Here is a 23,230-nt window from a genome sequence, read left to right as displayed (position 1 = left end):
TTATTAAACGTGTAAATGGTATCAGACTTGTTAAGTTTACTTCTTAATCTCAAGGAAGCTCCTCTTTATCCTCTAAATCTACCTCTTCCTTTACCTATTTAGAGATCACTCAGTTTAAACTGTCTTAGGGATTTCTTTACCTCAAAATAGTCTCTCGCAGCTCTTCCCACAGCTTCGCAATGTTCTTTCGGGCTGTATACTCCCATTCTCCAGTTGTCCATATGCGCTTCCTGCAGGATGGATACGAAATGGGAAGCCTCATTAAGAGGTATCATTTTGTGGTCAGTTTTTATCATTGCCCGCATTTCCAGCATTTCAGGCGTTTTTGGAATATCCACAAGTACATACTCAGGGTCGACCCCTGCCAGTTCTGCAATTTCTTTTTCTGCCCTACGGATCCGATCGCGATGCCTCAGTACGGCTTTCCCGGTATCTGCCAGGCCTACGTATAATGCCCGCTTGTAGAGTTTACGGGCATCCAGCAGCCGTGAGAGTTCTCCTGCATACCCGGATGCGTTTCGCAGGGAGGCAACAAGGTCTATATCATCCATCTGTCTGAGCCTGAGCGGGTCAAGCTCGTTATTTTCAATCATGTACTCGACTGCTCTGGAACACATAGCTTCCGAGATCCTTGTTACGTGATGGTAGTAGACCGATGTATTCATCCAGAAACGTGAGACTAGAAGGGATTCGGCAGCTTTCAGCCCGCCATAGTCCACAACGAGCCTGTCTTCGTAGAAATTCATCTGGTTTATCAGGCGGTTATAATCCACGACCCCGAAAGCCACACCTGTGTAATGGGCGTCCCTAACAAGATAGTCCATCCGGTCCACATCGATCTCGCTGCTAAGGATCTGCCCCAGGGAGGTTTCTCCTTTAATGTGTTTTACGAGATTTCCGGGAGAAATTCCGTATTTGCCCAGGACTTCCCTTATTTCACTTTTCCCCAGGATTTCTTTTACATCATCATGCCTGCACCGTGTGTATTTGTCAATAACATTCTCGGTAACGTGAGAAAAAGGTCCGTGCCCTACGTCGTGCAGAAGAGTGGCAGCCTTTATTTCGGTTTTCCTGTCCTCCTCAATCGAGTCGAGACTTTTGGTTAGTGTGGAAGCGAGGTGCATTGCTCCAAGTGAGTGTTCGAAACGTGTATGATTCGCTCCCGGATAGACCAGATTGGAAAAACCAAGCTGTCTTACCCTCCTGAGGCGCTGCATCTGGGGCGTGGAAAGAAGATCCTGAGCCAGATCATCCAGCTCGATGTAACCGTGTACGGGATCGAGGACAACCTTCATCATTCTTTAGACAGATTTCATTATATATTGCTGTTACTATTACTCTGGTACTGTAGATTTGCAGAAATACTCGCTACCCGAAAGTTTAAAAGAAAGCCGGAATAGGTATTATCATGATTATATTTTCAGGCGGCACCGGAACTCCAAAGCTCCTTGACGGACTCAAGGAAATCCTCCCGGAAGAGGAACTGACCGTTGTTGTAAACACTGCCGAAGACCTCTGGGTTTCGGGAAATATGATTTGTCCTGACCTGGACACAGTGCTCTATCTTTTCTCAGACCAGATCGACCGTAAAAGATGGTGGGGCATAAAAGAGGACACCTTCCTGACTAATGAGCGCATGCAGGAACTTGGCGTCACCGAAAGTATGAAACTGGGAGACCGGGACAGGGCAACTCATATTATTCGCTCGAACTTTCTCAGACAGGGGATTTCCCTTACAGATGCGACGTTAGAGCTTGCGTCCATCTTCGGAATTAATGCAGAAATTTTGCCTATGTCTGACGACCCCATTTTTACCTATATAGAAACTCCAGAAGGCATTATGCATTTTCAAGATTTCTGGATCGGGAAGCATGGAGACCCCGAGGTGCTGGGGGTTGACATAAGAGGAGTCTCCGAAGCTTCAATTTCTCCAAAAGTACTCGAAGCCCTGGAGACTGATGATAAAGTCCTTATAGGACCAAGTAACCCGATTACGAGCATTGGTCCTATTATCTCTCTGCCAGGAATGAAGGATCTGCTGCAAAAGAAAATGGTTGTGGCGGTCAGCCCGATAATTGGCAATGCCCCTGTCAGCGGGCCTGCCGGAAAGCTGATGGAAGCATCCGGGCTTGAGGTCTCTTCAATGGGAGTTGCAGAATATTATCAGGATTTCCTGGATGTCTTCGTTTTCGATGAGCGGGATCAGGCAGACGAATTTGCTTTTGAAAGAGTCGGATGCCGTGCCACCCGCGCCGACACAATAATGACCTCAACCGAAAAGAGCAGGGAACTCGCAGAGATCATATTGGGGCTCTTTGATACACTTGTTTGTCCTTAATTTTTTTATTTTATATTTTATTTACTTTTTATCAACTTTCCAGTTTTATTCTTATTAATTCCATTAACTCTTAATTAACTTTTAATTAACTATTTATTAGTTCTTTATTAGTCCTTTATTAGTTCTTTATTAGTCCTTTATTAGTCCTTTATTAGTCCTTTATTAGTCCTTTATTAGTCCTTTATTAGTCCTTTATTAGTCCTTTATTAGTTCTTTATTAACCTGCTAATAATTCCTTCACTTCTTTTTTAGATTAATCCTCATCACGCTTCTCTGCCTGCTTGTCGCTGCATATTTTTCATTTCTCTTTATATTTTCCTCTCTCTATTCTCAATGTTAACAAAAACAGAAAGTTTTATGTATTATTTTTATCATTTTTTGTAACACTAAAAAACACTATATTTAGGTTTTATCTTAACTATTAAACTTTGTTCCCTGATATGTGTTATTTTTCAACTTTCAGACTGTAAAAATCGGATTTAATGAGTAGTAGAGGAAAAAGCATGATTGGAAAAGGCGTTATAGATCTCGAAAGAATTAACGTGAAATTTATCTGCCTTCTTCTCCTGACAGCGCTGAGTTTTTCCCTTGGCGCTATGCCGGGAATGGCAGCCGAAGGTAGTAACTTGAATTTGATGGCTGAGGTTTTTACTGCAGCCGAAGCAAATCCTGGAAGTATAGGGCCTGAAGAGACACTTATCATTACGGACATAGGCTCTCCTGCGGAATCTTATGCTTTCCTGGACGATTTCTACTCGGAATTTTATGACAGGGATCTCCTTTATACACAGAATCTGCTTGTAGTCCAGAATGCAAGGAACAGCCCTCTCTGGTTTGCATTCTTCGATAAAAGCAGCGGGAACTGTACTTATATCGAGGTCTCTTACGAAAACGAAAGTGAAATAAGCTACCAGGTGACGGAAAATATAGACTTTGATAAGCTTTCGAAAACACCGAAGTCGAGAGCTGCATGGAATGAAAAGGTGAACTCAACGGTCTTTAACGGGCGCGAGTTTGCCATCCTTACGATTTCCAATGGCTGGGCTACCGGAAAGCTCGATTATGAGCTTATGCAGTGTCTGGAGCTGCACAACCATTTCTGTCCAGGCGTTTCCAGCGGTTTTATACTTGCAAACTGGATGGAAGAAAACTATCCGCTTGAAGCAAATGTAAGTTATACGGTTTTTTCCTGCCCCAACTGGTGCAAAGAAGACGTTTTTGTGAAGCGTTGGGATGCAACTCCCGGGAAAGGAGGAGTCTGGATGTCCGCACTGACAGATGATGAAAAAGAAGCAATTGGCAACTCTCCTGCAGGCATTTTCGTGGTTGCGGATAAAAATGCCGGGACTAGAAAAGCTGTTGTTCTCGGATTTGACTTTAATATTGTCAATGCTGAATGCGGAGCAAAAGCCAATGATCCTGCCTGGATCTCCAAGTATTTAGCGGACCTCTGGCTTATGGACAGGGAAAACTGGGATACCGAAGGACTCGTTTCGGTAATTTCAGTAACCGATATTGATGAAGCTACCCTGAACGAAATGAAGCAGGCAGGAAATAATCCTTATGAGGTTCTCGGGCTGCTTGATTCGGAAGAGAATACCAACCTGTCGGGGAATGGGGCTCACGGAATAGGCAACGGTAATGGGCCTAAAGCCGGTCAAAAAGCCTGATATACTAAAGCTGGAGGCTTAAGGTAATCCTTCGATTCTCTTTCTCTTCCTTTTTTTTAGTCTCTTTCATTTTTACTTTCCAGTATTTTCTACGGCTGAATTATTCAAGTATCTCTGACCAGAAATTAAATGCATCTGGATTACAGGATACTGTCATAGAATTCTTTATTGGCTCAACAGGATTCCTTATCAATAGCACAGGATTTTTATTACCAGAACAAATTCTTTATTAATACGATATAATTCTTTAATTACAGGAATATCGCAACAGCCAAAAAAGAGTTAATACTATGCTTGAAAGACTGAAAAGCTCACTCATTAATTCTCCTGTAATCAAGAGAGGAGAATACAATTACTTTATCCATCCGATTTCCGATGGCGTACCTTCTATAGACCCCCATCTGGTTGAGGAAATCGCGGATTATATCCTTACGATTACCGATATGGAGAAAGTTGATACTATTGTCACTGTGGAGGCTATGGGTATTCCTGTGGCAAATGCCCTTTCCCTGAAAACCGGAGTTCCTCTTACCATTATCCGGAAGCGGCCCTATTACCTTGAAGGCGAGGTGGAACTCTCTCAGAGCACAGGATATTCAAAAGGGGTCCTGTACATAAACGGGCTCAAGAAAGGGGATAGAATAATTATCGTGGACGACGTGATAAGCACTGGCGGAACCCTGATAGCCCTTGTAAAAGCGCTGAAAAACATGGGTGTAGAGGTTCTGGATGTAATTTCCGTAATCGGGCGCGGAGCTGGCTATTTACAGATAAAGGAACTGGGAGTTGAGCCCAAAATCCTCGTTACAATCGACGTGGGTGAGAAAGGCGTGGAGATCAAAAATGTCTTCGGGAACGAGTGAAGCGTTTGACTTAAGGCCTGACTACATTATCAGTGTAATTAAAAAACTTGGAGCGAAGACCGTAGGTTTCCAGTTTCCCGAAGGGCTCAAGAGAAAAGGCCCTGAGCTCGCAAAAAAAGTGGAAGGCGCTACGGGAGCCGAAATAATTATTTCGGGAGACCCCTGCTTTGGGGCGTGTGACCTTGATAGGACTTTGCTCGGGCAGGTTGACCTCCTCTTCCATTTCGGGCATGCCGAGCTGGAGGATACGAAACTTTCCGAAAAGGTCTATTTCATAGAAACGCGCTCTGCAGTTGATATTAAGCCTGTTGTCGAGAAAACTGTTCCTGAACTTAAGGGGCAGGTTATAGGGCTGATTACTACTGTCCAGCATGTCCATAAGCTCCCAGAAGCCTGCTATGTCCTTAAGGCGAATGGGAAAACCTGCGTAATCGGGCGCGGGGATTCCAGGCTCGCATATCCGGGACAGGTACTCGGCTGTAATTTTTCGGCCGCAAGAGACGAAGTTTGTGATGAATATCTATATATAGGAAGTGGAGATTTCCATCCCCTGGGTGTGGCCCTTTCCACGAAAAAACGAGTTCTTGCAGCCGATCCTTTTTCCGGGGAAGTTCGTGAGGTGGATCCCTCAAGAATTCTTCGCCAGCGGAGTGCAGTAATTGCAAAATCCCTGGATGCGGAGGTTTTCGGGATAATCGTTTCAAGCAAAAACGGGCAGGAACGAATGGAACTGGCATCCTCTTTGAAAGCACTTGCAAAAAAGTATGGAAAAGAGGCACATCTTATCCTGATCGATCTTGTAACTCCGGATCAGCTTCTCCAGTTCAAAGTGGACGCTTTCGTGAACACTGCCTGCCCGAGACTCGCAATCGATGAGGTAGGGCGTTTTCCCTCTCCCATGCTAACACCTCAGGAATTTGAGATCGTACTTGGAGAACGGAAATGGGAAAACCTTGTGCTTGATGAGATTACCGAGGAACCTGTATAATTTCAATCTCGGCCCTGAGCCCTGTAAATTAAGTACTAATATATATAAATAAAGAACTAAAATATACAGTAAAGAGAAAATTAAAGTCGATGGAATGAAACAACGAAAACTTGAGATGCTGCTTGAAGAACTGGAAAACTTTTCCGACCCTGAACTTGAACTGGAGCAGTACCAGACTCCTCCCCTTCTGGCTGCGGAGATTCTACACTTTGCTTATATGCAGGGAGATCTGGACGATTCAGTGCAGGATCTGGGCTGCGGTACCGGAATGCTTGCAATCGGAGCAAAACTTCTTGGAGCCAGAAAGGTTATCGGGTACGATGCGGACCAAAAAGCCCTTGAGATCGCAAAAGGAAATGCCCAAAAACTCGGAGTTGAAGTAGAGTTTGTATTCTCAGATATTACCGGGATTAAGGAGCATGTAAAAACTACGGTTATGAACCCTCCTTTCGGGGCAAGAGTGAAAGGCAGAGACAGGCCTTTTCTTTCGTCAGCATTAAGAACAAGTGAAGTGATATATTCAATTCACAACCGCGGAAGCCTCGCTTTTATCCAAAAGTTCATTAAGCCTGCGGTCATTACACATTCCTACGTTGCGAAATTCCCTATAAAACGAACTTTCGATTTCCATAAAAAAGAAAGAGAGGTTATTGAGGTCGAGATCTACAGGATTACGGTCTCCAGATAATCCAGACGCAGTACCGCTTAAGGTATCGGATTTTACAGCGCCAGTGTCAGGGCTTTATCTCAAAAGGCGAACGTTAACACTGCTTATAATAAATCTGCCTGTGTATTATCGAACTATAAGGTGCGTCACCAAGGACAAAAAATGGCAGATATATGAGGTTGATAATCTGTTCCCTCTTCTGAGGTTGATTATCTATATATTGAATGGCTGCGGGTATTGATTGAACGGCTGCAGATATTCCATATCAGTGACAGTTACTGCGATTACGATTTATATTGACTATTAACGATAATTCAAATGAGGGATTATGATTAGAATCCGAAAAAGTAAAACTACGAGAAAGAAACTGACTGGCCCGAGCGAAGTAAAGCCAGCTGCCGAAAAAGCAGCTCAAATCGCTCCAGAAAGCAGGGACCAATTCAAAGGCCAGTCAAGAGATCAGTTTAAAAGTCAGCCCAGGGAACAACCCAGGGAGCAGGCTAAAGGCCAGTCCAAGGACCAGTTTAAAGGTCATCCCAGAGGCCAGTCCAGAGACCAGTTTAAAGGTCAGCCCAGGGAACAATCAAAAGACCAGTACAGGGGAGACCAGGGTAAAAAGAGAAGGTTCCCTTACCCGAAAAAGGCTCCAAGGGAAAGAATGGAAACACCTGAATCCAGAGCCCCAGAGCCTGCAACCCCGGAAGAAGAGCTTGAGAAAGGAGATTTTGTCCTTCCTGGAGAACTCGTCGGAACTATAGAAGAGTTCAAGCCCGGAGAAGGAACAGCCGTATCAGCAGGGGATATTTACTCTACAGCTACCGGAAACGTCGTTATTGACAGAAAAGCGAGAATAGTCTCGGTCAGACCAAATACGCTTACCCCGAATATCCTTAAAGTAGGGGACATCGTGTATGGAAAAATAATCGACGTGCGCGAGTCCGGGGCAATGGTAGAAGTTGCAGGAATTGAAGGTAAGGAAGACCGGGAAATCGTCAACGTGCGGACTGGAGATGTCCACGTGTCAAATGTACGTGACTCTTACGTTAAGAGACTTTCAGACGAGTTCAGACCCATGGATATAATCCGAGCAAGAGTTGTTGATGCTGAGAGAATGCGCCTGACAACGGCTGAAGATTCCCTCGGGGTTGTAAAAGCTTACTGCTCGAATTGCAGAGGGGAACTTGTGCTTGAAGGGAAAAAGCTTAAATGTCCGGCTTGCAATATGACTGAAACCCGCAAAATCTCAACCGAGTATGGGAAAGGGATCCAGTAATTTCTTTCTCCTTGCAGGTATGGGTTTCTGCACAATAAATCACACTACTCACCATTCACAGGTGATTACCAATGGAACTGAACATTCTTTCCAAAACAGACAACGAGCTTGAAGTCGAGCTCAGAGGCGAGACACATACCCTTCTCAATATGCTTAGGGACCTTCTGATAAGGGACGAAAGAGTTGAGGTTGCCTTCTACGATATGAAATACGTGAGCATAAGTGAGCCTATCCTTTACATCAAGACCAATGGTGCGAACCCTATTGAGGTCTTAAAGGATGCCGCTTCGGAGATAATTGCTCAATGCGATGAGTTTACCGATGTCTTTAGCAAGGCAGTAAATGCCTGAAACCTCTGAAAAAACGACTGCATAATGTCTTTCTAAAGACATTATGCTCTCTTTTTCCGGCCAATCCGGAACTTTCCGACAGGGGGCTTCCTGCAGTATCCGGTAAGCCTATGCTATCTTCAGGTTAAACGAGTTTCTGGAATACTTTTTTATGAATTCTGTGCGTATCCAGAGTAAATAGGATGTCAAATAAAAAATCTCGAATAAGAATCTATCGGAAGTATTATACTGGATAGAGTATACCGGTTCTTTTTAGTTTAAGGATCGCATCTTGCATCTGCAACTTAAGAATATAAACTAACCTGTAACAATATTGAGGTATGAAAGAAAATGAAGCTTGACGATTCATCCCTTCAGAAATTCGGTTTTATAAAAAGAGAAACCCTGGGCAGTATAAATATCGATCCCCTTCAGACAGGCGGGCTTTTGACCGGGGCTGCAAAGCAGGCTCTTGTAGAATGGGGAGACGGGTACTCAGTATGTGATTTCTGCGGAGGGGTTCTGGACCAGATAAAAAAACCTCCGATTCATGATTTCGTACATAAGGCGCTTCCAGAGTTCCTTGGCTGTGATGATGCAAGGGTTACAAACGGGGCACGGGAGTCAAAGTTTGCTGTCATGCATTCTGTCGGAAAACCAGGTGATTGGATCGTACTTGACGGGCTTGCCCATTACTCTTCATATGTTGCAGCCGAAAGAGCGGGGCTGAATATCAAAACCGTACCACACTCAGGCAGCCCTGAATATTACCTTGATCCCGAGGGATATGCCACGGCAATCGAAGAAGTTATAAAGGAAAATGGAAAACCGCCTGTTCTTGCACTTGTGACATATCCGGACGGAAGCTATGGAAATCTGCCCGATGCAGGAAAGGTAGCATCAGTCTGCCATGAGTACGATGTCCCTCTCCTTCTGAACGGTGCATATGCAGTCGGAAGGATGCCTGTATCGGCAAAAGAAATAGGTGCTGATTTTATTGTAGGCAGCGGGCACAAATCAATGGCTGCGTCAGGGCCTGTCGGAGTGCTGGGAGTAAGTGAGGAATATGCTCCTGTCGTGTTCAGGAAATCGAAACACAGCAAGGTAAAAGAGGTCGAGTTTCTGGGATGCACGGCAAGGGGAGCTACGGTTATGACCCTTATTGCTTCTTTCCCGGATGTGGTCAAGCGTGTCCGGAATTGGGACCAGGAGGTTGAAAATGCCCGCTGGTTCTCGGCAAGGCTTGAGGAGATGGATTTTATCCAGCGCGGACAAAAACCCCATTCTCACGACCTTATGTTTTTCGAAGCCCCGCGCTTCTATGAAATCTCGGAAAAAGTCAAAAACGGCAGGTATTTCCTTTACAGGGAACTTAAGGAACGCAATATTCACGGCATAAAATCAGGGCTCACCAAATACTTCAAACTCAGCACTTTCGGGCTCGGAAAAGAAAAACTGGAAGCTGTGGCGAACGCCTTTGAAGATATTCTGAAAAAATATGAGGATATTTAAAGTGAGGATATTAAGTCCGTTTTAGCCGGAAATATTTGAACTCTGGAGAATTCGACCTGGATTTACAATCCTGGTTCGAACTTCGACCTCTCTTTCTTCCTTTTTCATCTTTGCAACCCATTCTGCTTTCCTTTTTGCAGCTTCTCCGGGAGCCATATCTGATAATTAATATGTCAGCCTGAATATATAAATATGTTCGTGAAAAGCAAGAATTATAAGCAAAGGCTACATGCAAAAACTGTACCCCGGATCGTTCGGATATAAATAATATTATCTTCAACTTCCTGCCATGAAACAGAACCCCGAACTAGAATCTGTTGAAATGCTTGCAAAAATAATTCTTACTGCTGCCCGGACAGCTCCAAAAGGAAAGGGTATTGACGATATAGTAACCTGTCTCCTTTCTCAGGAAGAAAAAGACGGGCTTGCTGACCGAATGGAGGAATTAAGCGAAATCAAAGGTTTGAAATTCCTTCTCCGGGATGCCGGAAATGTCAGGGATGCTGATGCAATTACCCTTATAGGGCTGAAAGCCTCCGGAGTAAGCAGCCTGGACTGCGGAGCCTGCGGGTTTGCGACCTGCAAGGAAATGCTTGAGCACGGAAAGGTTCAGAAAGAGTTTCTTGGCCCCCAGTGCATGATCAAGTACCTTGACCTTGGAATTGCAGTGGGCTCGGCGGCAGCAAAAGCAAAGGATCTCTGTGTCGACAACCGCATCCTTTATTCCGCAGGCGCTGCGGCTTGTTACTTTAAAATTATAGATGCGGATGTGGCTATGGGGCTTCCGCTGAGCATTAAAGGAAAGAATGTATTTTTCGACCGGGAATCCACAAGAAAAGTTAAGGAATAAAAACCTGATTTTTCGTTTTTATACGAGAATCCTATGTAAAGAAAGGATTAGTTCAGGTGAAGCAGTTAGGGACAGTAATATGACCACTATACTGCTCACCCGGCTTTAGTTCCCTGGTAATTCTTCTCCTGGGAGATTTTTTCAATTTCAATGAAGATCTTCTTAACTGAACTCCTTCAATTGCTCAAAATCCAGGGTTGCAAAATAATCCTCAATAGTCTCGGCTCTCCTTATCTGCACAACGCTTCCATCCTCCCTGAGCAGGAGTTCGGCAGAACGGAGTTTTCCGTTATAGTTGAAGCCCATAGCGTGCCCGTGAGCTCCTGCATCGTGGATTGCGAGGATATCCCCTATCTCAATTTCGGGAAGTGGGCGGTCAATTGCGAACTTGTCATTGTTTTCGCAGAGAGAGCCGGTTACGTCATATTTGCGGGCAGGCGCCTCTTTTTCTTTTCCAAGCACGGTTATATGGTGGTAGGCTCCATAAATGCCCGGGCGCATCAGGTTAGCCATACAGGAATCCATACCGACATAGTCCTTGTAAGTATGCTTGAGATGCCTTACCTGGGAAATCAGGTATCCGTAGGGGCCTGTAATCACGCGGCCGCATTCCAGGAAGACTTTGAGCGGATAGAGCCCGCTAGCTGTGATTGTATCCTCGTAGGCTTCTTTTACACCTTTTGCCACAGCTTCGAATGAAACCGGCTCCTCTTCAGGCCTGTAAGGAATACCTATGCCTCCGCCGAGGTTTACAAACTCGAAACTTATGTTAAGTTCCTTTGAGATTTCAACTATGAGTTCAAAGAGAATTCTCGCAGTTTCCACAAAGTAATTCGGATTCAGTTCATTCGAAGCTACCATTGTGTGCATCCCGAAACGCTCTACGCCCCTGTTCCTGAGCATTCGGTAGCCCTCAAAAAGCTGGTCCCGCGTAAAGCCGTACTTCGCCTCTTCCGGCTTTCCTATAATGGCATTTCCTCCTTTAAGAGGGCCGGGATTGTACCTGAAGCAGACAATTTCCGGAAGTCCGGCTTGCTTTTCAAGGTAGTCAATATGGCTTATATCATCAAGGTTTATGTATGCTCCAAGTTCCTTTGCCTTTATGAACTCTTCAGAAGGAGTATCATTCGAGCTGAACATAATATCTTCCCCGGTCATTCCTGCCTTTTCCGCAAGAATTAGCTCGGGCAAAGAACTGCAGTCCGCGCCGAAGCCTTCTTCTTTGAGGATTTTAAGAATGAAGGGGTTTGGGAGGGCTTTTACAGCAAAAAACTCCTTGAAGCCGGGGACTTCCCTGAAGGCTGCTTTCATTTTCCGTGCATTTTCCAGAATGGCTTTTTCATCGTAAATATGAAAAGGGGTGGGATACTTTTTCATTATTTTCAGAATATCCTCTTTGGTGAAGGGAAGATCCTTTGAGACCATATTATTACCTTTACTTATTTCTATTACTGATTTCTTTTTAATGGGTTTGTATCAATTTGAACTTCTACTCCTTTATTAGTTTTTCTGCACCCCAGTTCCGTTTCGGGAGGATGGCACCTTTTCACAAGCCTTTTTTGAAAAGGCTTGATCGCAAACTTTTTCAAAAAAAGTTTGATCAAAAATCCATGCTTTATATAAACCGGTGTAACCGGAGCGTGATCGACCGGCGCAACGCAAGCCTTTTACGAAAAGGCTTGAGCGAAAACCTTTTGAGAAAATGTTTTATCGAAAACTCTGATTTATCGAAACCGGTGTAACCGGAGCGTGATAAACCGGCGCAACGGTTTCGGCACAACGGTCGCGGGTCAACGGTTTGAATTCAGGATAAGTCTTCCTCAAATATGGAAATTCCAGCTTTCTGCAGGATCTTCCCCAGCCTGAAGAGGGGGAGTCCTACGACATTAAAGAAGTCACCCTCGATTTTTTTGATGAAGATTGCCCCTTTTCCCTGAGCGGCAAAAGCCCCTGCTTTATCAATGGGTTCTCCGGTTCTGATATAGGCAGAGATCTGTTCTTTATTTAGTTCATCCATCCAGACAGTCGTGGATTCAAGTTCGCTGACTTCCTTCCCGTTGTCAAGGTCAAGCACTGTCAGCCCGGTTATAACCCTGAATTTCTGTCCGCTTAACATTTCCAGCATTTTTTCTGCTTTCCTGGGAGATTCGGCTTTTCCCAGAAGTTCTCCGTTAAAGAGCACCGAGGTGTCGGCGGAAATTACAAGCCCGGAATCGAAATGTTTAGCCACGTCCCTGGCTTTTTCGATGGAGTGTTTTAAGAGAAGTTCTTCAGGTTGCAGTTCAGGGCAAGAAAATTCCCCATAGGAGCTGGCACGAATCAGGAAGTTATCTCCTATTAACTGTTTGAGCAATTCTTTTCGCCTCGGAGATGCAGATGCGAGGATGATCTGGCGCATGGGAAAAAATCAGGATGCATGTGATATATTTGTATGTATATACAGGAGAAAAGGAAATTGACAGGGAATAATTACAGGAATCAACTAAAGGAGTAGATTAAGAAAACTAATTTGGGGAATTAATTAAGGAAATTAACAGGCAAAGTAACCTTATCCGTGAACATTTTCAAAGAATCTTCTGATACTGCAAAGATCCTCGGGTTTCCCCAGCAGGATACAGGCATCCGTTGCCTGAAGGAGGAAATTGCCTTCCGGAGTATATATAAGGTCCGAGCCCCTGCGAACCGAGAGTACGGTCACGCCGTGATTTTTCCTGAAATCCAGATCTGCCAGGGTTTTTCCAGCGAAGCTTGAGCCACTCCCGACTTCAAGAACCTGAATCTCAACTCCCGGAAGCCCGTTTTTTATATTGAATTCATTCTCCGTACCTGTATTGACGGACAACTTCCTCATCATCCTGTAGCCATTAGCCCTTACTTCATTTACCAGTCTTTCGATATCCTCCCTAGGAACCAGATACTTTTCCAGCAGGCGGACAAAAATTTCGACTGAGGTTTCATATTCCTCAGGGATGATCTCATCCGCACCCAGAGCATTGAGGCGTTTCATTTCCTGTAAATCCCGTACTTTTGCAATGATGCAGATGTTCGGATTCAATTGTTTTGAGATCTCCACTATTTTTGCTGTGGCGGTTGCATCCGATATTCCGGTAATAAGGACTCTTGCATTCTTGACGCCTGCATGTTCCAGTACAGCCTCAAGTGTTGCATCTCCATAGTAGATTTTTTCCCCTTTCTGTTTTTCCTGCTTAACAGTTTCAGGGTTTACCTCTATAATGATGTGAGGGATACCTGAAGCTTTTGCAGCCTTTGAGACTGTTTTTCCGGAGAAACCGAAACCTGCAATTATTAAATGATCTTTCATCTCAGGCTCAACATGTTCCTCTTCTTTAATAGGCTCCGAATATAATCCATGTACCAGCTTCATGCCATAAGCCATACCTGAAACCTTCTTAACGAAAAAATCTGCGGGTTTATAGGAAGCATTAATCAAAAAGGGCGTAACTCCCATAGTAATGATGGAGACTGCAAGAAATGCCTGATAAGTCTCCTCTGTCAGGAGAGAATACTCTCCTACTCCCAGCCTGGAAAGGACAAACGAGAATTCGCCTACCTGAGACAGTGCGAGTCCTGTCAATATACTTGTACGGAGCGGGTAGCCCAGGATGAAAGTTACAGCTATTCCTGCAACCGCTTTTACAAGAATTAAAGCAATCGATGCAAGAATCAGGAGAGGAAGATGATCAAACAGATATCCGATATCGAGGAGCATACCTATGGACACGAAAAAGAAGCTCATGAACATGTCTCTCAAAGGCACGATATTACCCATTGCCTGCTGGCTATACTGGGAGCCTGAGATTACTATCCCGGCTAAAAAGGCACCCAGGGCAAGAGACAATCCGATACTTGAGGTAAAAAGCGCAGTAGAAAGGCAGATAAAAACGACACTGACAAGGAATAACTCTTTATTGCCTGTCCTGCCCACATGGTAGAATATCCAGGGAACCAGAAATTTGGCGCTCAGGATAAACACCAGAATAATCAGTGAGCCTTTGAGGAAAATGTTTGAGAGGGAGCCTTCCAAATTCACGGAACTTCCTGCAAGCATGGGAGTTATAAGGATAAGAGGTACGATAGCAAGATCCTGAAATATCAGAACTGCAAGTGAAGTCTTCCCATGCGGAGTATAGACTTCGTTTTTCTCCTGAAGGACTTTAAGTACTATAGCAGTACTGCTAAGCGAAATCAGGAAGCCGAGAAAGGCAGATGTGGGGGAGCTGAAGCCCAGGGACCTGCACAGGATGATAACCAGAAAGGTAGTGACGAGAATCTGGAGAATTCCCCCTCCAATTACGGCCTTTTTCATCTTCCAGAGCTCTTTTAACGAAAGGTCAACTCCTATCGTAAAAAGCAGAAAGACTATACCGAGCTCGGCATTCAACTCAACGTTATGCCCTGAGCTAAGGATTTCGAGACCATACGGACCAATCAGGATTCCGGTTACAAGAAATCCCAGTACGGGTGGGATTTCAAATCTATAGAATATGGTAAGGATGAAAATAGCAAAGCCGAGAAGCACATCAACATTCGCCAGTAATGATAGAGCCATCTATTTTTGCTCCTCCAGAAGTAGAAATGAGCTTATTTGAGCTTCCTGAAATCCTGAAAGACTAAAATAAAACCTGCAACCGCATGTCGCCATTTATATTCACCAACCCCAAATATTTTGACTGTAGGATAACAATATTTATTAAGAGATATAGTATTTTCGGTAAGATATCACTTTTATTGATTTCAGATAATTCTCCCGCTTGCAAGGGATAATTAAAAGAACCAGATAAGAGATTGAATCGAAAAAGAATAAAATTTCGGTAAATAAATTTATTGTGTTGAAAGGATAGTTTTAAGCAAAAGTATCAACAAAATTCACATTATTTGTATTTACTGTACCTGCGCTCACCATACTTCAGGTATTAGCCTATCCGTTCTTTTTGCATAATCCTTATAGCCCCTGACCTCTCTGACCAGAACCTCTTCTTCGAATTTCAGCCTGTATAAGAACAGAAGAACCAGCACTGCCGATATGCCCAGGGTGAGGCAGGCATTTAAAATTAGTGGAATCCCGACAGCCTGTAATATGTTTCCTGCATAAGCCGGATGCCTCATGAATTTATAGGGACCGTCTTGAATTAGCTGATGGTTATCTTTAATTTCAATATATGCAGAGAAGTATTTGCCCAGTGCCACATACCCCCGGCTCTGAGCCCTGTACCGGTTAATGTAAGTGATGTTCCTGCGACTGTAATCGCGAAAACGTACTGCGGATAATAGCCGAATTCAAGATGCGAGTATAAGATATATTCAAGAACAGGAACAATCAGAAGAAGCCACCAGAAAAACAAAAGCAAACTTCGTGTCCATTTTTTTGATTGTGCTTCTTTAATAACTGAACCCCGGTATGCGGTTTTCTCTGCCAGCAGATAAAGAAACAGGGTTGCTGCATAAATGTAAACCGGCAGATGATTTAGGGAATCCCAGCTTTCAGCAAGAAGTTCTCCTGTTTCGACAGCAAGTAAAAGCATAAATATGCTTATAACCCGGTTTATTCATTCTTCCCTTTTTCCTGCTTCCTTCCGGTTCCCAGACTTTATCATTTCCTTTATTAATTGAATTAATATTTTTCTACTTTTCCGGGCTGTAAAATTAGACCTGCAGCAGGAAAGAATAACAAATTGACAAAGAGCAGTTTTTTGATCTGAGAAGTACTGTATCCGTAGTTGAGAATAATGTACCTTAAGTTGAGAATAATGTATCCTTAGTTGAAAATAATGTATCCTTAGTTGAAAATAATGTATCCTTAGTTGAAAATAATGTATCCTTAGTTGAAAATAATGTATCCGTACGTTGAGAATAATGTATCCTTAGTTGAAAATAATGTATCCGTAAGTTGAGAATAATGTATCCGTAAGTTGAGAATAATGTATCCGTAAGTTGAGAATAATGTATCCGTAAGTTAAAAGTGATAGTACTTGCATGAAAATATGGAGAGGATTTTAAAAAACTGTAGCAAAAAAAGGTATATGGATAAAAAAATAATGTCTCCAGATGAGAACTCAGGTTGCTCTGCCGTTATGACAGAAGTGATTGTTTGGATTTGCATCTTTGAGATCAAATTCCTTCCAGACCTCACATGAACCACAAATGCATTGTTTGTCAGGATCAAGGTCCTGACATCTGGCTTCGCCTATCGAGCAATATACCCCCGGAAAATCGTCAGGATTTGGAACCTGACCCTCAGACAGATTTTCCAACGCCTCTTTTGAACTTCTTATCTTATCCTGTGCGCACTGGCTGTCAGCCTGAACAGGACACTGCGGGCACTTACACCTGTTAATGTTTGCCCTTTCATAAGGGACCAGGAAATCCGTACCCCTCTCAAAAGTTACATTCCTGTCTCTGGGCGCTATAGGACTCCCCTCTTCAGTTGATGTATTTCTTCCCATACTCTGTTACCCCAAACCTATGATATATTGACTTTCCTATTTCAGGTTCGGCTTCAGGGCATAAAAGCGTTTTCAGTCACAGAAAGAATATACGCTAGTGAGAGAGCTAATATAAAATTACAACCTTAAGGCAGATCCACAGCTTAGATAAGTTATTCAACCGAAAGAAGTAAAAAACAAAGGAAAAGTTGAAAAATAAACATTTATATTTGTAGGAAAATTAAGTATTGGTTGTCATAGCCTTTAATAAGCAAATCAGGTTGCTCTGCCGTGAAGACAGAAGTGGTTATTTGGGTCTACTCCTTCAAGACCATACTCTTTCCAGACCTCACACGTACCGCAGATACATTCTCTGTCAAAATTAAGATCCTGGCAGGTTGCTTTGCCTGTGGAGCAGTATATTCCCGGGACTTCCTCCGGGTTTGGAACTTCTCCTGCAGGCAGACCTTCCATTAATTTTTTTGAACTCTGAAGCTTTTCCTTTGCACATTTACTGTCAGCCTGTACAGGGCACTGTGAACACATGCATCTCTCAATATTTGACCGTTTATAAGGAACCTTAGAATCTGTATCATTCTCGCTGGACATTATAGAATCCCCTCCCCTGGTTGATGTGTTTGATCTTTGTTCACACCATTCCCCAAAATTAATACTTGGCTTTAAGCTTTGCTTTTGGAGTTTAAAAGCCTTTTCAGTTATATAACGGATAAACTGTAAGATATTTAGAGCCTACTGCACTTGAAACCAGACAGACATTATTAGAAATCAAGCCAATATTATTAGAAGTCAAGCCAATATTATTTGAGTCAAGCCAATATTATTTGAGTCAAACTGATTTTAATTGAAGTCCAACTGCTTTAATTGAGATTAAACCAACTTAATTTCAGGTTAAACTAACTTTAATTGAGAATAAGCCGGAAAAGCAGAAGGGAAATGAGAAATAGAAGGCTTATATTTATAGAAATTAATATATAACTGTGAGAAGGAAAGATAAGATCCGAATAGTAATATACCTTTTATATCTCCTGCTAATAACTATTATAGGAGCAGTTTCTTTTTTCGTCAGTAATTTTCTGGACTTTACACTCTCCTTGCTGGCTATGCTTTTGATATTTTCTCCTGTGCTCATCCGGAAAGAGTTCAAAACTAATTTTCCAACGCTTATTGACACCCTTATACTGGTTTATCTTTACCTCGGAACCTATCTCGGAAGTTTTAAGTCGTTTTTTGAAACAATCTGGTGGTGGGATATTTTGATTCACCTGCTCATGGGTATTAATATAGCTTTAATAAGTTTTTCAATCATATTCCACCTGAAAGAAGTTAAAAACCATATCCAGCTAAGCCCTTTAATGATTGCTTTTTTCTCATTTGCCATTTCAATGGCTGCCGGTGGGATCTGGGAAATTATCGAATTCATGCTTGATTCGTTCTTCGGATTTGAATTACAGAAGGCGCACCCGGATACGATGATAGATCTGATCTTCGTATTTATTGGAGGGTTGATTATTTCCGCAGGAGGTTACCTTTACGCAAAACACCCGAGAGAAAATCTCATCGAGCTGCTGCTTTCAAGAGATAAGGTCGAAACACTGAAAGACACGCCTACAGAATCTAGAAATGAAAAAGGACGAATGGAACTCTGATATATAACTTCAGCCCCGTAGAATTGAAGAATAGGGACGTAATCAAAGATTTAAAAGGTATAGTGAAAAGAGATAATTTTTATCATGGAACGCCAGGATAAATTTAGGGCTGGTCTCTCCATTCAATAATGGCAGGATACAGCCCTCTCACGTATCTGCGACCTGCCGTGCTTTTTCAATTCTGAGAGCCGTCAGTTTCTTTATCTTCCGAGCTTACAACTGGATACCCCGCATCTATCCAGGCATTGATACCTCCTGCCATATTATATACTTCGGAATATCCTGCATTTACAAGCATTGTGCTTGCCGACACACTTCTGCGTCCTGATCTGCAGTAAACCAGTATTTTCTTCTTGGGGACTTCATCTATGCGAGCCTCGAGCAAACGGTTTGAGCTTAAATTCGATCCTGAGGCGTTGCTTACGGGAATAAGGGTTGCCCCTTTGATATGCGATGAGTTAAACTCGTCAGGTGTGCGCACATCAAGTACAAATACATCGCCTTTTTCAACCATCCCTTTTGCTTCCTGCACACTTATGTTCACAACCCCTGAAGGGCTCTCTTTCTTCTGTTCTGTAAAGATTAGAAATGCTACCATAAACAGGAAAATAAGAGTACCGGAATATATTAAACTCCGTTTGTTCAATTCGATTCCTCCACCATTATAAATTTAATATCAAAGAAGTGGATAGGCACATTTATCTTTTTGCCCGTATGCATAGATATTCTTTAGGAATTAATTTTATCTGTTAGAATCCCTTTATGATATAAGTATATTCCTTAAAAAGTATAAAACATTTCTAAAAATTAAATTTTTCCGGTCTGAGGATTATCTCAAATCCGCAATTTATCAGGCAGACCACTAAATAAAAATGGGCATCAAACCGGTTAAGAAAGTAGACTGGAACTCATGAGAGGAAAAACTACCTGGAAAATTAGCATACAACCTGAAAATTAGACAGGAAAACATGGAAAGCTAAGCGCCAGGTAAAAGTAGAAACAATTATCCGGATCTCGGATTTGCTTTGCAAATAAGACCGAAAGAAACAGAATTGAAAATCAAAGCCGTTACAATTCCCGGAATTTGCAGCAAATTATACCTGCAAAAATATCAAATAAGACTCGTTCGCCCACATGCTTTGAGGTTGCCGGTCAGTAACAGGAGGAAAGACCGCTGGTATACTTCTGGATTTGTCTGATGTATTTTATTCCATAAAGGGCAGGTCTTTCCCCTGCAATCTGACATGGCATATGCGAACGAGCTGTTACAAGTTTACACGTTTGTAGTCAGGCTAGTTTAATCTATACTTTATAGCCTGACCGGTTTGGTCTTAACACCACCCGCAACGGTCCTTTCCGAAGAAATCAAAACCAAAGAAATTACACTTGCCTCCAAAATCGAACTTGCACTTGTCGAATCTGTCGAACCTGTCATACCTGTCGAACCTGTCATACCTATCGAACTTATCGAACCTGTCATATTTCTTGTCGAATCTGTCGAACTTCTTGTCGAATCTGTCGAACTTTTTATCGAATCTGTCGAACTTCTTGTCGAACCTATCATATCCGCCATATCCATCCTTTGCTGCGCTAACTGATGTAACTGATATTGCGGCTACGAAAGAAACCAGCATAAGCATGCACAGTGTCTTCTTTATCAATCTGATTGTTCCCATTTATTACACTCCACAAATTTTGTAACATCGGCACAATCCGGGATTAATACTCAGTTTAGATTTCATCGGCCCCAAACTGAATTAATTTTTTTTAACTATTAGCCACCCGGCATCTGTTCACGACAGACAGCTACTGGTAAAAACTCCACCCCATATCCTCTTGGTATATATCGAGGAAGTATAAGCCGATGAAAAGTATCCCCAAATTGTATCAGTAGGTGATTATAATCCAGAGAATATAATATCTAAAGAAATAATAATCAGAAACCCTTATTAATTGAAAATCGACATTATTCAGTCTGGTTTCTGGAGAGGTCTCCTAAAAATTGTATTTATGATAGCATTGTTCTATTAAAGCTATTACCCGGCCCTTAATTTTAGTTAGAATAAGACTTTAAGATTAATACTTAGAACCTATTTTCAACTTTGCTCAACTAATTTTTAATTTACTTAAAAACCCCAATATGTATACCGTAGAAGTCACTACCGAAAAAACAACTCAGAAAAACCAATCTCTTTCGACGGATCTCAGGCAGGATTAACAGCTGGCTCTTTTTTTATAAGAGCAGGGATTCATTCAAGAACCTGATGGAAATGAAAAAAGGAGGCTAGCGATTTCTACATAAATTAAAGGCTGTCCGAAAGGTTGAAACCTGAAAAACACTGTAATACCTAAAATTAATTTGCCAGATATATAGCTATAAAAAAGATGTAATGAGACTCATTCGTAAGCCTGCATCGATGATTGCTGGTAAGCACCAGAAAGATTTACGCGGGGGTTAATCAAGAAGACCAGTCTCACGAAACTTCAAATCATCTAATATATAACATCTGTTGCAAGCGTATTAACACTTTTTTTACCCTTCAGGCGCGTAAATCCTGTTAACAAATCTCCCCATCAGTATTTTAGAGATTGAGAGGCTGAGGGCCTCGCTGTCCAACAATTTGATGGAGGGCTTTACGAATGGGTCGTAGTATGTTTTATATTTACATTAATGCCAGTTTAGCTGTTAGCACCAGCTGTCAAACCAGTTACAGCTGCTTCCAAAGAAGCTAAAGAAGCCAAAGAACCCAAAGAAGCCGCTGGACTTACCTTTCCAGTCACACTTGTCTTTCCAGTCACACTTGTCTTTCCAGTCACACTTGTCTTTCCAGTCGCACTTGTCTTTCCAGTCGCACCTGTCTTTCCAGTCACACTTGTCTTTCCAGTCGCACTTGTCCTTGCATTTCCAGTTCCCGCCTGCACTGGCTGACGCTGCTGTTAGTGATAGTACGAAAAGGACCATCACTAAAATACTCATTGTCTTTTTAAACATTCCCATTTGTGTACACTCCCTAAATTGATACGTTTCTAAAATGTCGGTTTTTAGCCCTTTTCCATCGGCAAGTACAGCTTGAATGTTATTTTACCAGTTAATCCCCCAAGTTATTTAGGAAGATATAATACTGGCAAATTTACCCCCTTTTACTGCTGAAAAACGATCTACCGGTGAAAATGACCTGAATTGCGCCAACGAATTGATGTACCAACAGGAGATTATGATTTGAAGAATATAATATATACAGAAATATACATAAGAAACCATCATTAATTAAAAAGATATATTTTATAACATATTCTTTACGAGCGCATATCTGACCATTTCGGACAATAGTGTTTATATTAGTACTTCGATTCTGATATAAACCCATAAAATAATTATATTAACTGTTAGATAAATAACCTTATGTCTCGTATAAGCCGTCGCCCAAAATTATCATTTACTCAAAAATATTTAGACTATCTTATCAAGCTCAGCCGATCTAGAAATTAAGCAGTAAGCATTGTTGAAAGACCTAAAATCATACTTTTAAGCTATCAGGGAATAAACGATACTGAGATATCCAAAGAGTTGAAAGTAGATTATAAAACTGTAAGAAAAGTGATAAAAAAAGTTTTAGATTTAGGGGTTAAAGGGGGTTTAGTAGACACATACAGACGCGGGAGACCTCAAGACATTAGTGCCGAATCACGGGCTTTTATAATTTCACTTGCATGTATGAAGCCAAAAAAAATCCTGGTTATCCTCATGAAATCTGGACTCAGAGACTTCTTGCGAAACATATCCGAGAGAACTGTATCAAAGAAGGACACCCTGATTTATCGAAGATAAATCAGGGAACAATTCAAAAATTCTTATTGCAAGCAATATAAAACCACATAAGATCAAATATTATGTTGCTAAAGTTGATCCAGAATTTGATCAAAAAGCAGCCAATGTCTTGGTGATATATAGAGAAGCTAATGAATTAAGTGAAAAATATAAAAAAAGAAGAGATTGAATCAGTAATTATTTCTTATGATAAAAAACCTGGTATTCAAGCAATTGGAAATGTTTACTCCGATCTAATGCCGGTAGAAGGGCATTATTCTACAATAGCAAGAGATTATGAATACAAAAGACATGGAACTCTTTCGCTGTTAGCTGGAATTGATTTGATCTCTGGAAGAATCAATTACAAAGTATTTGAACAACATAAAAGTTGGGAATTCATTCAATCTTAAAGGACTTGAATTAATTTATCCAAAAGAAAAGATCAAAATTCTGGTGGATAATAACAAAATACATACCTCAATGGAAACTTTAGAATACTTGGAAACTATTCCTGATAAATTTGAATTTGTATTCACGCCTAAAAATGGTTCGTGGATAAATATAGCTGAAAGTTTTTTTCAGTAAAATGGCAAGAAGAGTGTAAGGGGGCCAAGAATCGACTCAATAAATTAATTAAAAGAAAGAATTAGTCAATATATAAACCAAGTTAACGAAAAGCCAGTAATTTTTACCTGGAAATATAATATTGAAGAAAGGGACAAAATGCCTGGAGGAATTATAATCTAAAAGAAAAAGAAATTATTAGGAATCGAAGCACTAGAAATTAATACAAATAACAGATTACTCAGGGTTAGCATC

General features: G+C 41.9%; 22 protein-coding genes and 1 pseudogene. 11 read left to right on the top strand and 12 right to left on the bottom strand.

Annotated elements, in window-relative coordinates:
- Positions 1-98 precede the first annotated feature (98 nt).
- The gene (locus EQO05_RS05060; protein ID WP_128504579.1) at positions 99-1,295 is read right to left on the bottom strand and encodes an HD domain-containing protein; all 1,197 of its coding nucleotides are present in this window, start codon (positions 1,293-1,295) and stop codon (positions 99-101) included.
- Positions 1,296-1,408: 113 nt separating this feature from the next.
- On the opposite strand from EQO05_RS05060, the gene cofD reads away from it, so the two are divergent.
- From cofD to pscS, 8 genes are all read left to right on the top strand, one after another.
- Complete coding sequence (cofD, locus tag EQO05_RS05055) at positions 1,409-2,338, top strand: 2-phospho-L-lactate transferase (RefSeq protein WP_128504386.1); 930 nt, start codon at positions 1,409-1,411, stop codon at positions 2,336-2,338.
- A gap of 503 nt (positions 2,339-2,841) precedes the next feature.
- Positions 2,842-4,008: an FmdE family protein gene (locus tag EQO05_RS05050; RefSeq protein WP_128504385.1), complete on the top strand. Its 1,167-nt coding sequence runs from the start codon at positions 2,842-2,844 to the stop codon at positions 4,006-4,008.
- Positions 4,009-4,298: 290 nt separating this feature from the next.
- Positions 4,299-4,871, top strand: a complete 573-nt coding sequence (hpt, locus tag EQO05_RS05045) for a hypoxanthine/guanine phosphoribosyltransferase (RefSeq protein ID WP_128504383.1) — start codon at positions 4,299-4,301, stop codon at positions 4,869-4,871.
- The gene (dph2, locus tag EQO05_RS05040; RefSeq protein ID WP_128504381.1) at positions 4,852-5,859 is read left to right on the top strand and encodes a diphthamide biosynthesis enzyme Dph2; all 1,008 of its coding nucleotides are present in this window, start codon (positions 4,852-4,854) and stop codon (positions 5,857-5,859) included. Before hpt ends, dph2 begins: the two co-directional genes overlap by 20 nt.
- Before the next feature lie 94 nt (positions 5,860-5,953).
- Complete coding sequence (locus EQO05_RS05035; protein ID WP_128504379.1) at positions 5,954-6,547, top strand: METTL5 family protein; 594 nt, start codon at positions 5,954-5,956, stop codon at positions 6,545-6,547.
- A gap of 307 nt (positions 6,548-6,854) precedes the next feature.
- The gene (locus tag EQO05_RS05030) at positions 6,855-7,799 is read left to right on the top strand and encodes an exosome complex RNA-binding protein Csl4 (protein WP_128504377.1); all 945 of its coding nucleotides are present in this window, start codon (positions 6,855-6,857) and stop codon (positions 7,797-7,799) included.
- Positions 7,800-7,870: 71 nt separating this feature from the next.
- Positions 7,871-8,149 carry a DNA-directed RNA polymerase subunit L gene (locus EQO05_RS05025; protein WP_128504375.1) on the top strand — a complete coding sequence of 93 codons (279 nt, stop codon included), beginning with the start codon at positions 7,871-7,873 and terminating at the stop codon, positions 8,147-8,149.
- Positions 8,150-8,479: 330 nt separating this feature from the next.
- Entirely contained in the window at positions 8,480-9,640 is a 1,161-nt protein-coding gene (gene pscS / locus EQO05_RS05020) for an O-phospho-L-seryl-tRNA:Cys-tRNA synthase (RefSeq protein ID WP_128504373.1), read from the top strand.
- A gap of 21 nt (positions 9,641-9,661) precedes the next feature.
- Here the strand turns inward: pscS and EQO05_RS16085 are convergent, their stop codons facing one another.
- The gene (locus EQO05_RS16085; protein ID WP_255420827.1) at positions 9,662-9,796 is read right to left on the bottom strand and encodes a hypothetical protein; all 135 of its coding nucleotides are present in this window, start codon (positions 9,794-9,796) and stop codon (positions 9,662-9,664) included.
- A gap of 133 nt (positions 9,797-9,929) precedes the next feature.
- On the opposite strand from EQO05_RS16085, the gene EQO05_RS05015 reads away from it, so the two are divergent.
- Positions 9,930-10,490 carry a ferredoxin domain-containing protein gene (locus tag EQO05_RS05015; RefSeq protein ID WP_128504371.1) on the top strand — a complete coding sequence of 187 codons (561 nt, stop codon included), beginning with the start codon at positions 9,930-9,932 and terminating at the stop codon, positions 10,488-10,490.
- Between the two features lie 162 nt (positions 10,491-10,652).
- On the opposite strand, the gene lysA is transcribed toward EQO05_RS05015, so the two are convergent.
- From lysA to EQO05_RS04985, 7 genes are all read right to left on the bottom strand, one after another.
- A complete protein-coding gene (gene lysA, locus EQO05_RS05010; RefSeq protein WP_128504369.1) occupies positions 10,653-11,915 on the bottom strand; it encodes a diaminopimelate decarboxylase in 1,263 nt (420 codons plus the stop codon).
- A gap of 379 nt (positions 11,916-12,294) precedes the next feature.
- Positions 12,295-12,888 carry a Maf family nucleotide pyrophosphatase gene (locus tag EQO05_RS05005; protein WP_128504368.1) on the bottom strand — a complete coding sequence of 198 codons (594 nt, stop codon included), beginning with the start codon at positions 12,886-12,888 and terminating at the stop codon, positions 12,295-12,297.
- Between the two features lie 150 nt (positions 12,889-13,038).
- Positions 13,039-15,060: a monovalent cation:proton antiporter family protein gene (locus EQO05_RS05000; protein WP_128504366.1), complete on the bottom strand. Its 2,022-nt coding sequence runs from the start codon at positions 15,058-15,060 to the stop codon at positions 13,039-13,041.
- 347 nt (positions 15,061-15,407) lie between these two features.
- Positions 15,408-15,698, bottom strand: a complete 291-nt coding sequence (locus EQO05_RS04995) for an isoprenylcysteine carboxylmethyltransferase family protein (RefSeq protein WP_164888468.1) — start codon at positions 15,696-15,698, stop codon at positions 15,408-15,410.
- Positions 15,641-16,033, bottom strand: coding sequence for a hypothetical protein (locus EQO05_RS15435; protein WP_164888464.1), 393 nt, complete (start codon positions 16,031-16,033; stop codon positions 15,641-15,643). The genes EQO05_RS04995 and EQO05_RS15435 overlap by 58 nt, the downstream gene beginning before the upstream one ends.
- 531 nt (positions 16,034-16,564) lie before the next feature.
- On the bottom strand, positions 16,565-16,954 hold the full coding sequence (locus tag EQO05_RS04990; protein ID WP_128504362.1) for a DUF2769 domain-containing protein: 390 nt from the start codon (positions 16,952-16,954) through the stop codon (positions 16,565-16,567).
- A gap of 255 nt (positions 16,955-17,209) precedes the next feature.
- A complete protein-coding gene (locus tag EQO05_RS04985) occupies positions 17,210-17,542 on the bottom strand; it encodes a DUF2769 domain-containing protein (RefSeq protein ID WP_128504360.1) in 333 nt (110 codons plus the stop codon).
- Positions 17,543-18,054: 512 nt separating this feature from the next.
- Here EQO05_RS04985 and EQO05_RS15930 point away from each other — a divergent pair.
- Positions 18,055-18,600: a hypothetical protein gene (locus EQO05_RS15930; RefSeq protein WP_240664337.1), complete on the top strand. Its 546-nt coding sequence runs from the start codon at positions 18,055-18,057 to the stop codon at positions 18,598-18,600.
- Between the two features lie 175 nt (positions 18,601-18,775).
- Here EQO05_RS15930 and EQO05_RS04975 read toward each other — a convergent pair whose 3' ends face one another.
- From EQO05_RS04975 to EQO05_RS04965, 3 genes are all read right to left on the bottom strand, one after another.
- Positions 18,776-19,246, bottom strand: coding sequence for a rhodanese-like domain-containing protein (locus EQO05_RS04975; protein ID WP_128504358.1), 471 nt, complete (start codon positions 19,244-19,246; stop codon positions 18,776-18,778).
- Between the two features lie 685 nt (positions 19,247-19,931).
- Complete coding sequence (locus EQO05_RS04970; RefSeq protein WP_205793698.1) at positions 19,932-20,276, bottom strand: hypothetical protein; 345 nt, start codon at positions 20,274-20,276, stop codon at positions 19,932-19,934.
- A 1,010-nt stretch (positions 20,277-21,286) separates the two neighbouring features.
- The gene (locus tag EQO05_RS04965; protein ID WP_128504356.1) at positions 21,287-21,598 is read right to left on the bottom strand and encodes a hypothetical protein; all 312 of its coding nucleotides are present in this window, start codon (positions 21,596-21,598) and stop codon (positions 21,287-21,289) included.
- A 405-nt stretch (positions 21,599-22,003) separates the two neighbouring features.
- Here EQO05_RS04965 and EQO05_RS04960 point away from each other — a divergent pair.
- A pseudogene (locus tag EQO05_RS04960) lies at positions 22,004-23,158 on the top strand (IS630 family transposase).
- Positions 23,159-23,230: the final 72 nt, after the last annotated feature.

Source organism: Methanosarcina sp. MSH10X1, from assembly GCF_004099695.1.
Classification (GTDB): domain Archaea; phylum Halobacteriota; class Methanosarcinia; order Methanosarcinales; family Methanosarcinaceae; genus Methanosarcina.
This window is presented reverse-complemented; position numbering and strand designations above follow the sequence as displayed.

Coding starts and splice junctions, on each gene's coding strand:
- EQO05_RS05060 (WP_128504579.1), bottom strand. CDS start 1,295: ATGAAGGTTGTCCTCGATCCCGTACACGGTTACATCGAGCTGGATGAT.
- cofD (WP_128504386.1), top strand. CDS start 1,409: ATGATTATATTTTCAGGCGGCACCGGAACTCCAAAGCTCCTTGACGGA.
- EQO05_RS05050 (WP_128504385.1), top strand. CDS start 2,842: ATGATTGGAAAAGGCGTTATAGATCTCGAAAGAATTAACGTGAAATTT.
- hpt (WP_128504383.1), top strand. CDS start 4,299: ATGCTTGAAAGACTGAAAAGCTCACTCATTAATTCTCCTGTAATCAAG.
- dph2 (WP_128504381.1), top strand. CDS start 4,852: ATGTCTTCGGGAACGAGTGAAGCGTTTGACTTAAGGCCTGACTACATT.
- EQO05_RS05035 (WP_128504379.1), top strand. CDS start 5,954: ATGAAACAACGAAAACTTGAGATGCTGCTTGAAGAACTGGAAAACTTT.
- EQO05_RS05030 (WP_128504377.1), top strand. CDS start 6,855: ATGATTAGAATCCGAAAAAGTAAAACTACGAGAAAGAAACTGACTGGC.
- EQO05_RS05025 (WP_128504375.1), top strand. CDS start 7,871: ATGGAACTGAACATTCTTTCCAAAACAGACAACGAGCTTGAAGTCGAG.
- pscS (WP_128504373.1), top strand. CDS start 8,480: ATGAAGCTTGACGATTCATCCCTTCAGAAATTCGGTTTTATAAAAAGA.
- EQO05_RS16085 (WP_255420827.1), bottom strand. CDS start 9,796: ATGGCTCCCGGAGAAGCTGCAAAAAGGAAAGCAGAATGGGTTGCAAAG.
- EQO05_RS05015 (WP_128504371.1), top strand. CDS start 9,930: ATGAAACAGAACCCCGAACTAGAATCTGTTGAAATGCTTGCAAAAATA.
- lysA (WP_128504369.1), bottom strand. CDS start 11,915: ATGGTCTCAAAGGATCTTCCCTTCACCAAAGAGGATATTCTGAAAATA.
- EQO05_RS05005 (WP_128504368.1), bottom strand. CDS start 12,888: ATGCGCCAGATCATCCTCGCATCTGCATCTCCGAGGCGAAAAGAATTG.
- EQO05_RS05000 (WP_128504366.1), bottom strand. CDS start 15,060: ATGGCTCTATCATTACTGGCGAATGTTGATGTGCTTCTCGGCTTTGCT.
- EQO05_RS15435 (WP_164888464.1), bottom strand. CDS start 16,033: ATGCTTTTACTTGCTGTCGAAACAGGAGAACTTCTTGCTGAAAGCTGG.
- EQO05_RS04990 (WP_128504362.1), bottom strand. CDS start 16,954: ATGGGAAGAAATACATCAACTGAAGAGGGGAGTCCTATAGCGCCCAGA.
- EQO05_RS04985 (WP_128504360.1), bottom strand. CDS start 17,542: ATGTCCAGCGAGAATGATACAGATTCTAAGGTTCCTTATAAACGGTCA.
- EQO05_RS15930 (WP_240664337.1), top strand. CDS start 18,055: ATGCTTTTGATATTTTCTCCTGTGCTCATCCGGAAAGAGTTCAAAACT.
- EQO05_RS04970 (WP_205793698.1), bottom strand. CDS start 20,276: ATGGGAACAATCAGATTGATAAAGAAGACACTGTGCATGCTTATGCTG.
- EQO05_RS04965 (WP_128504356.1), bottom strand. CDS start 21,598: ATGGGAATGTTTAAAAAGACAATGAGTATTTTAGTGATGGTCCTTTTC.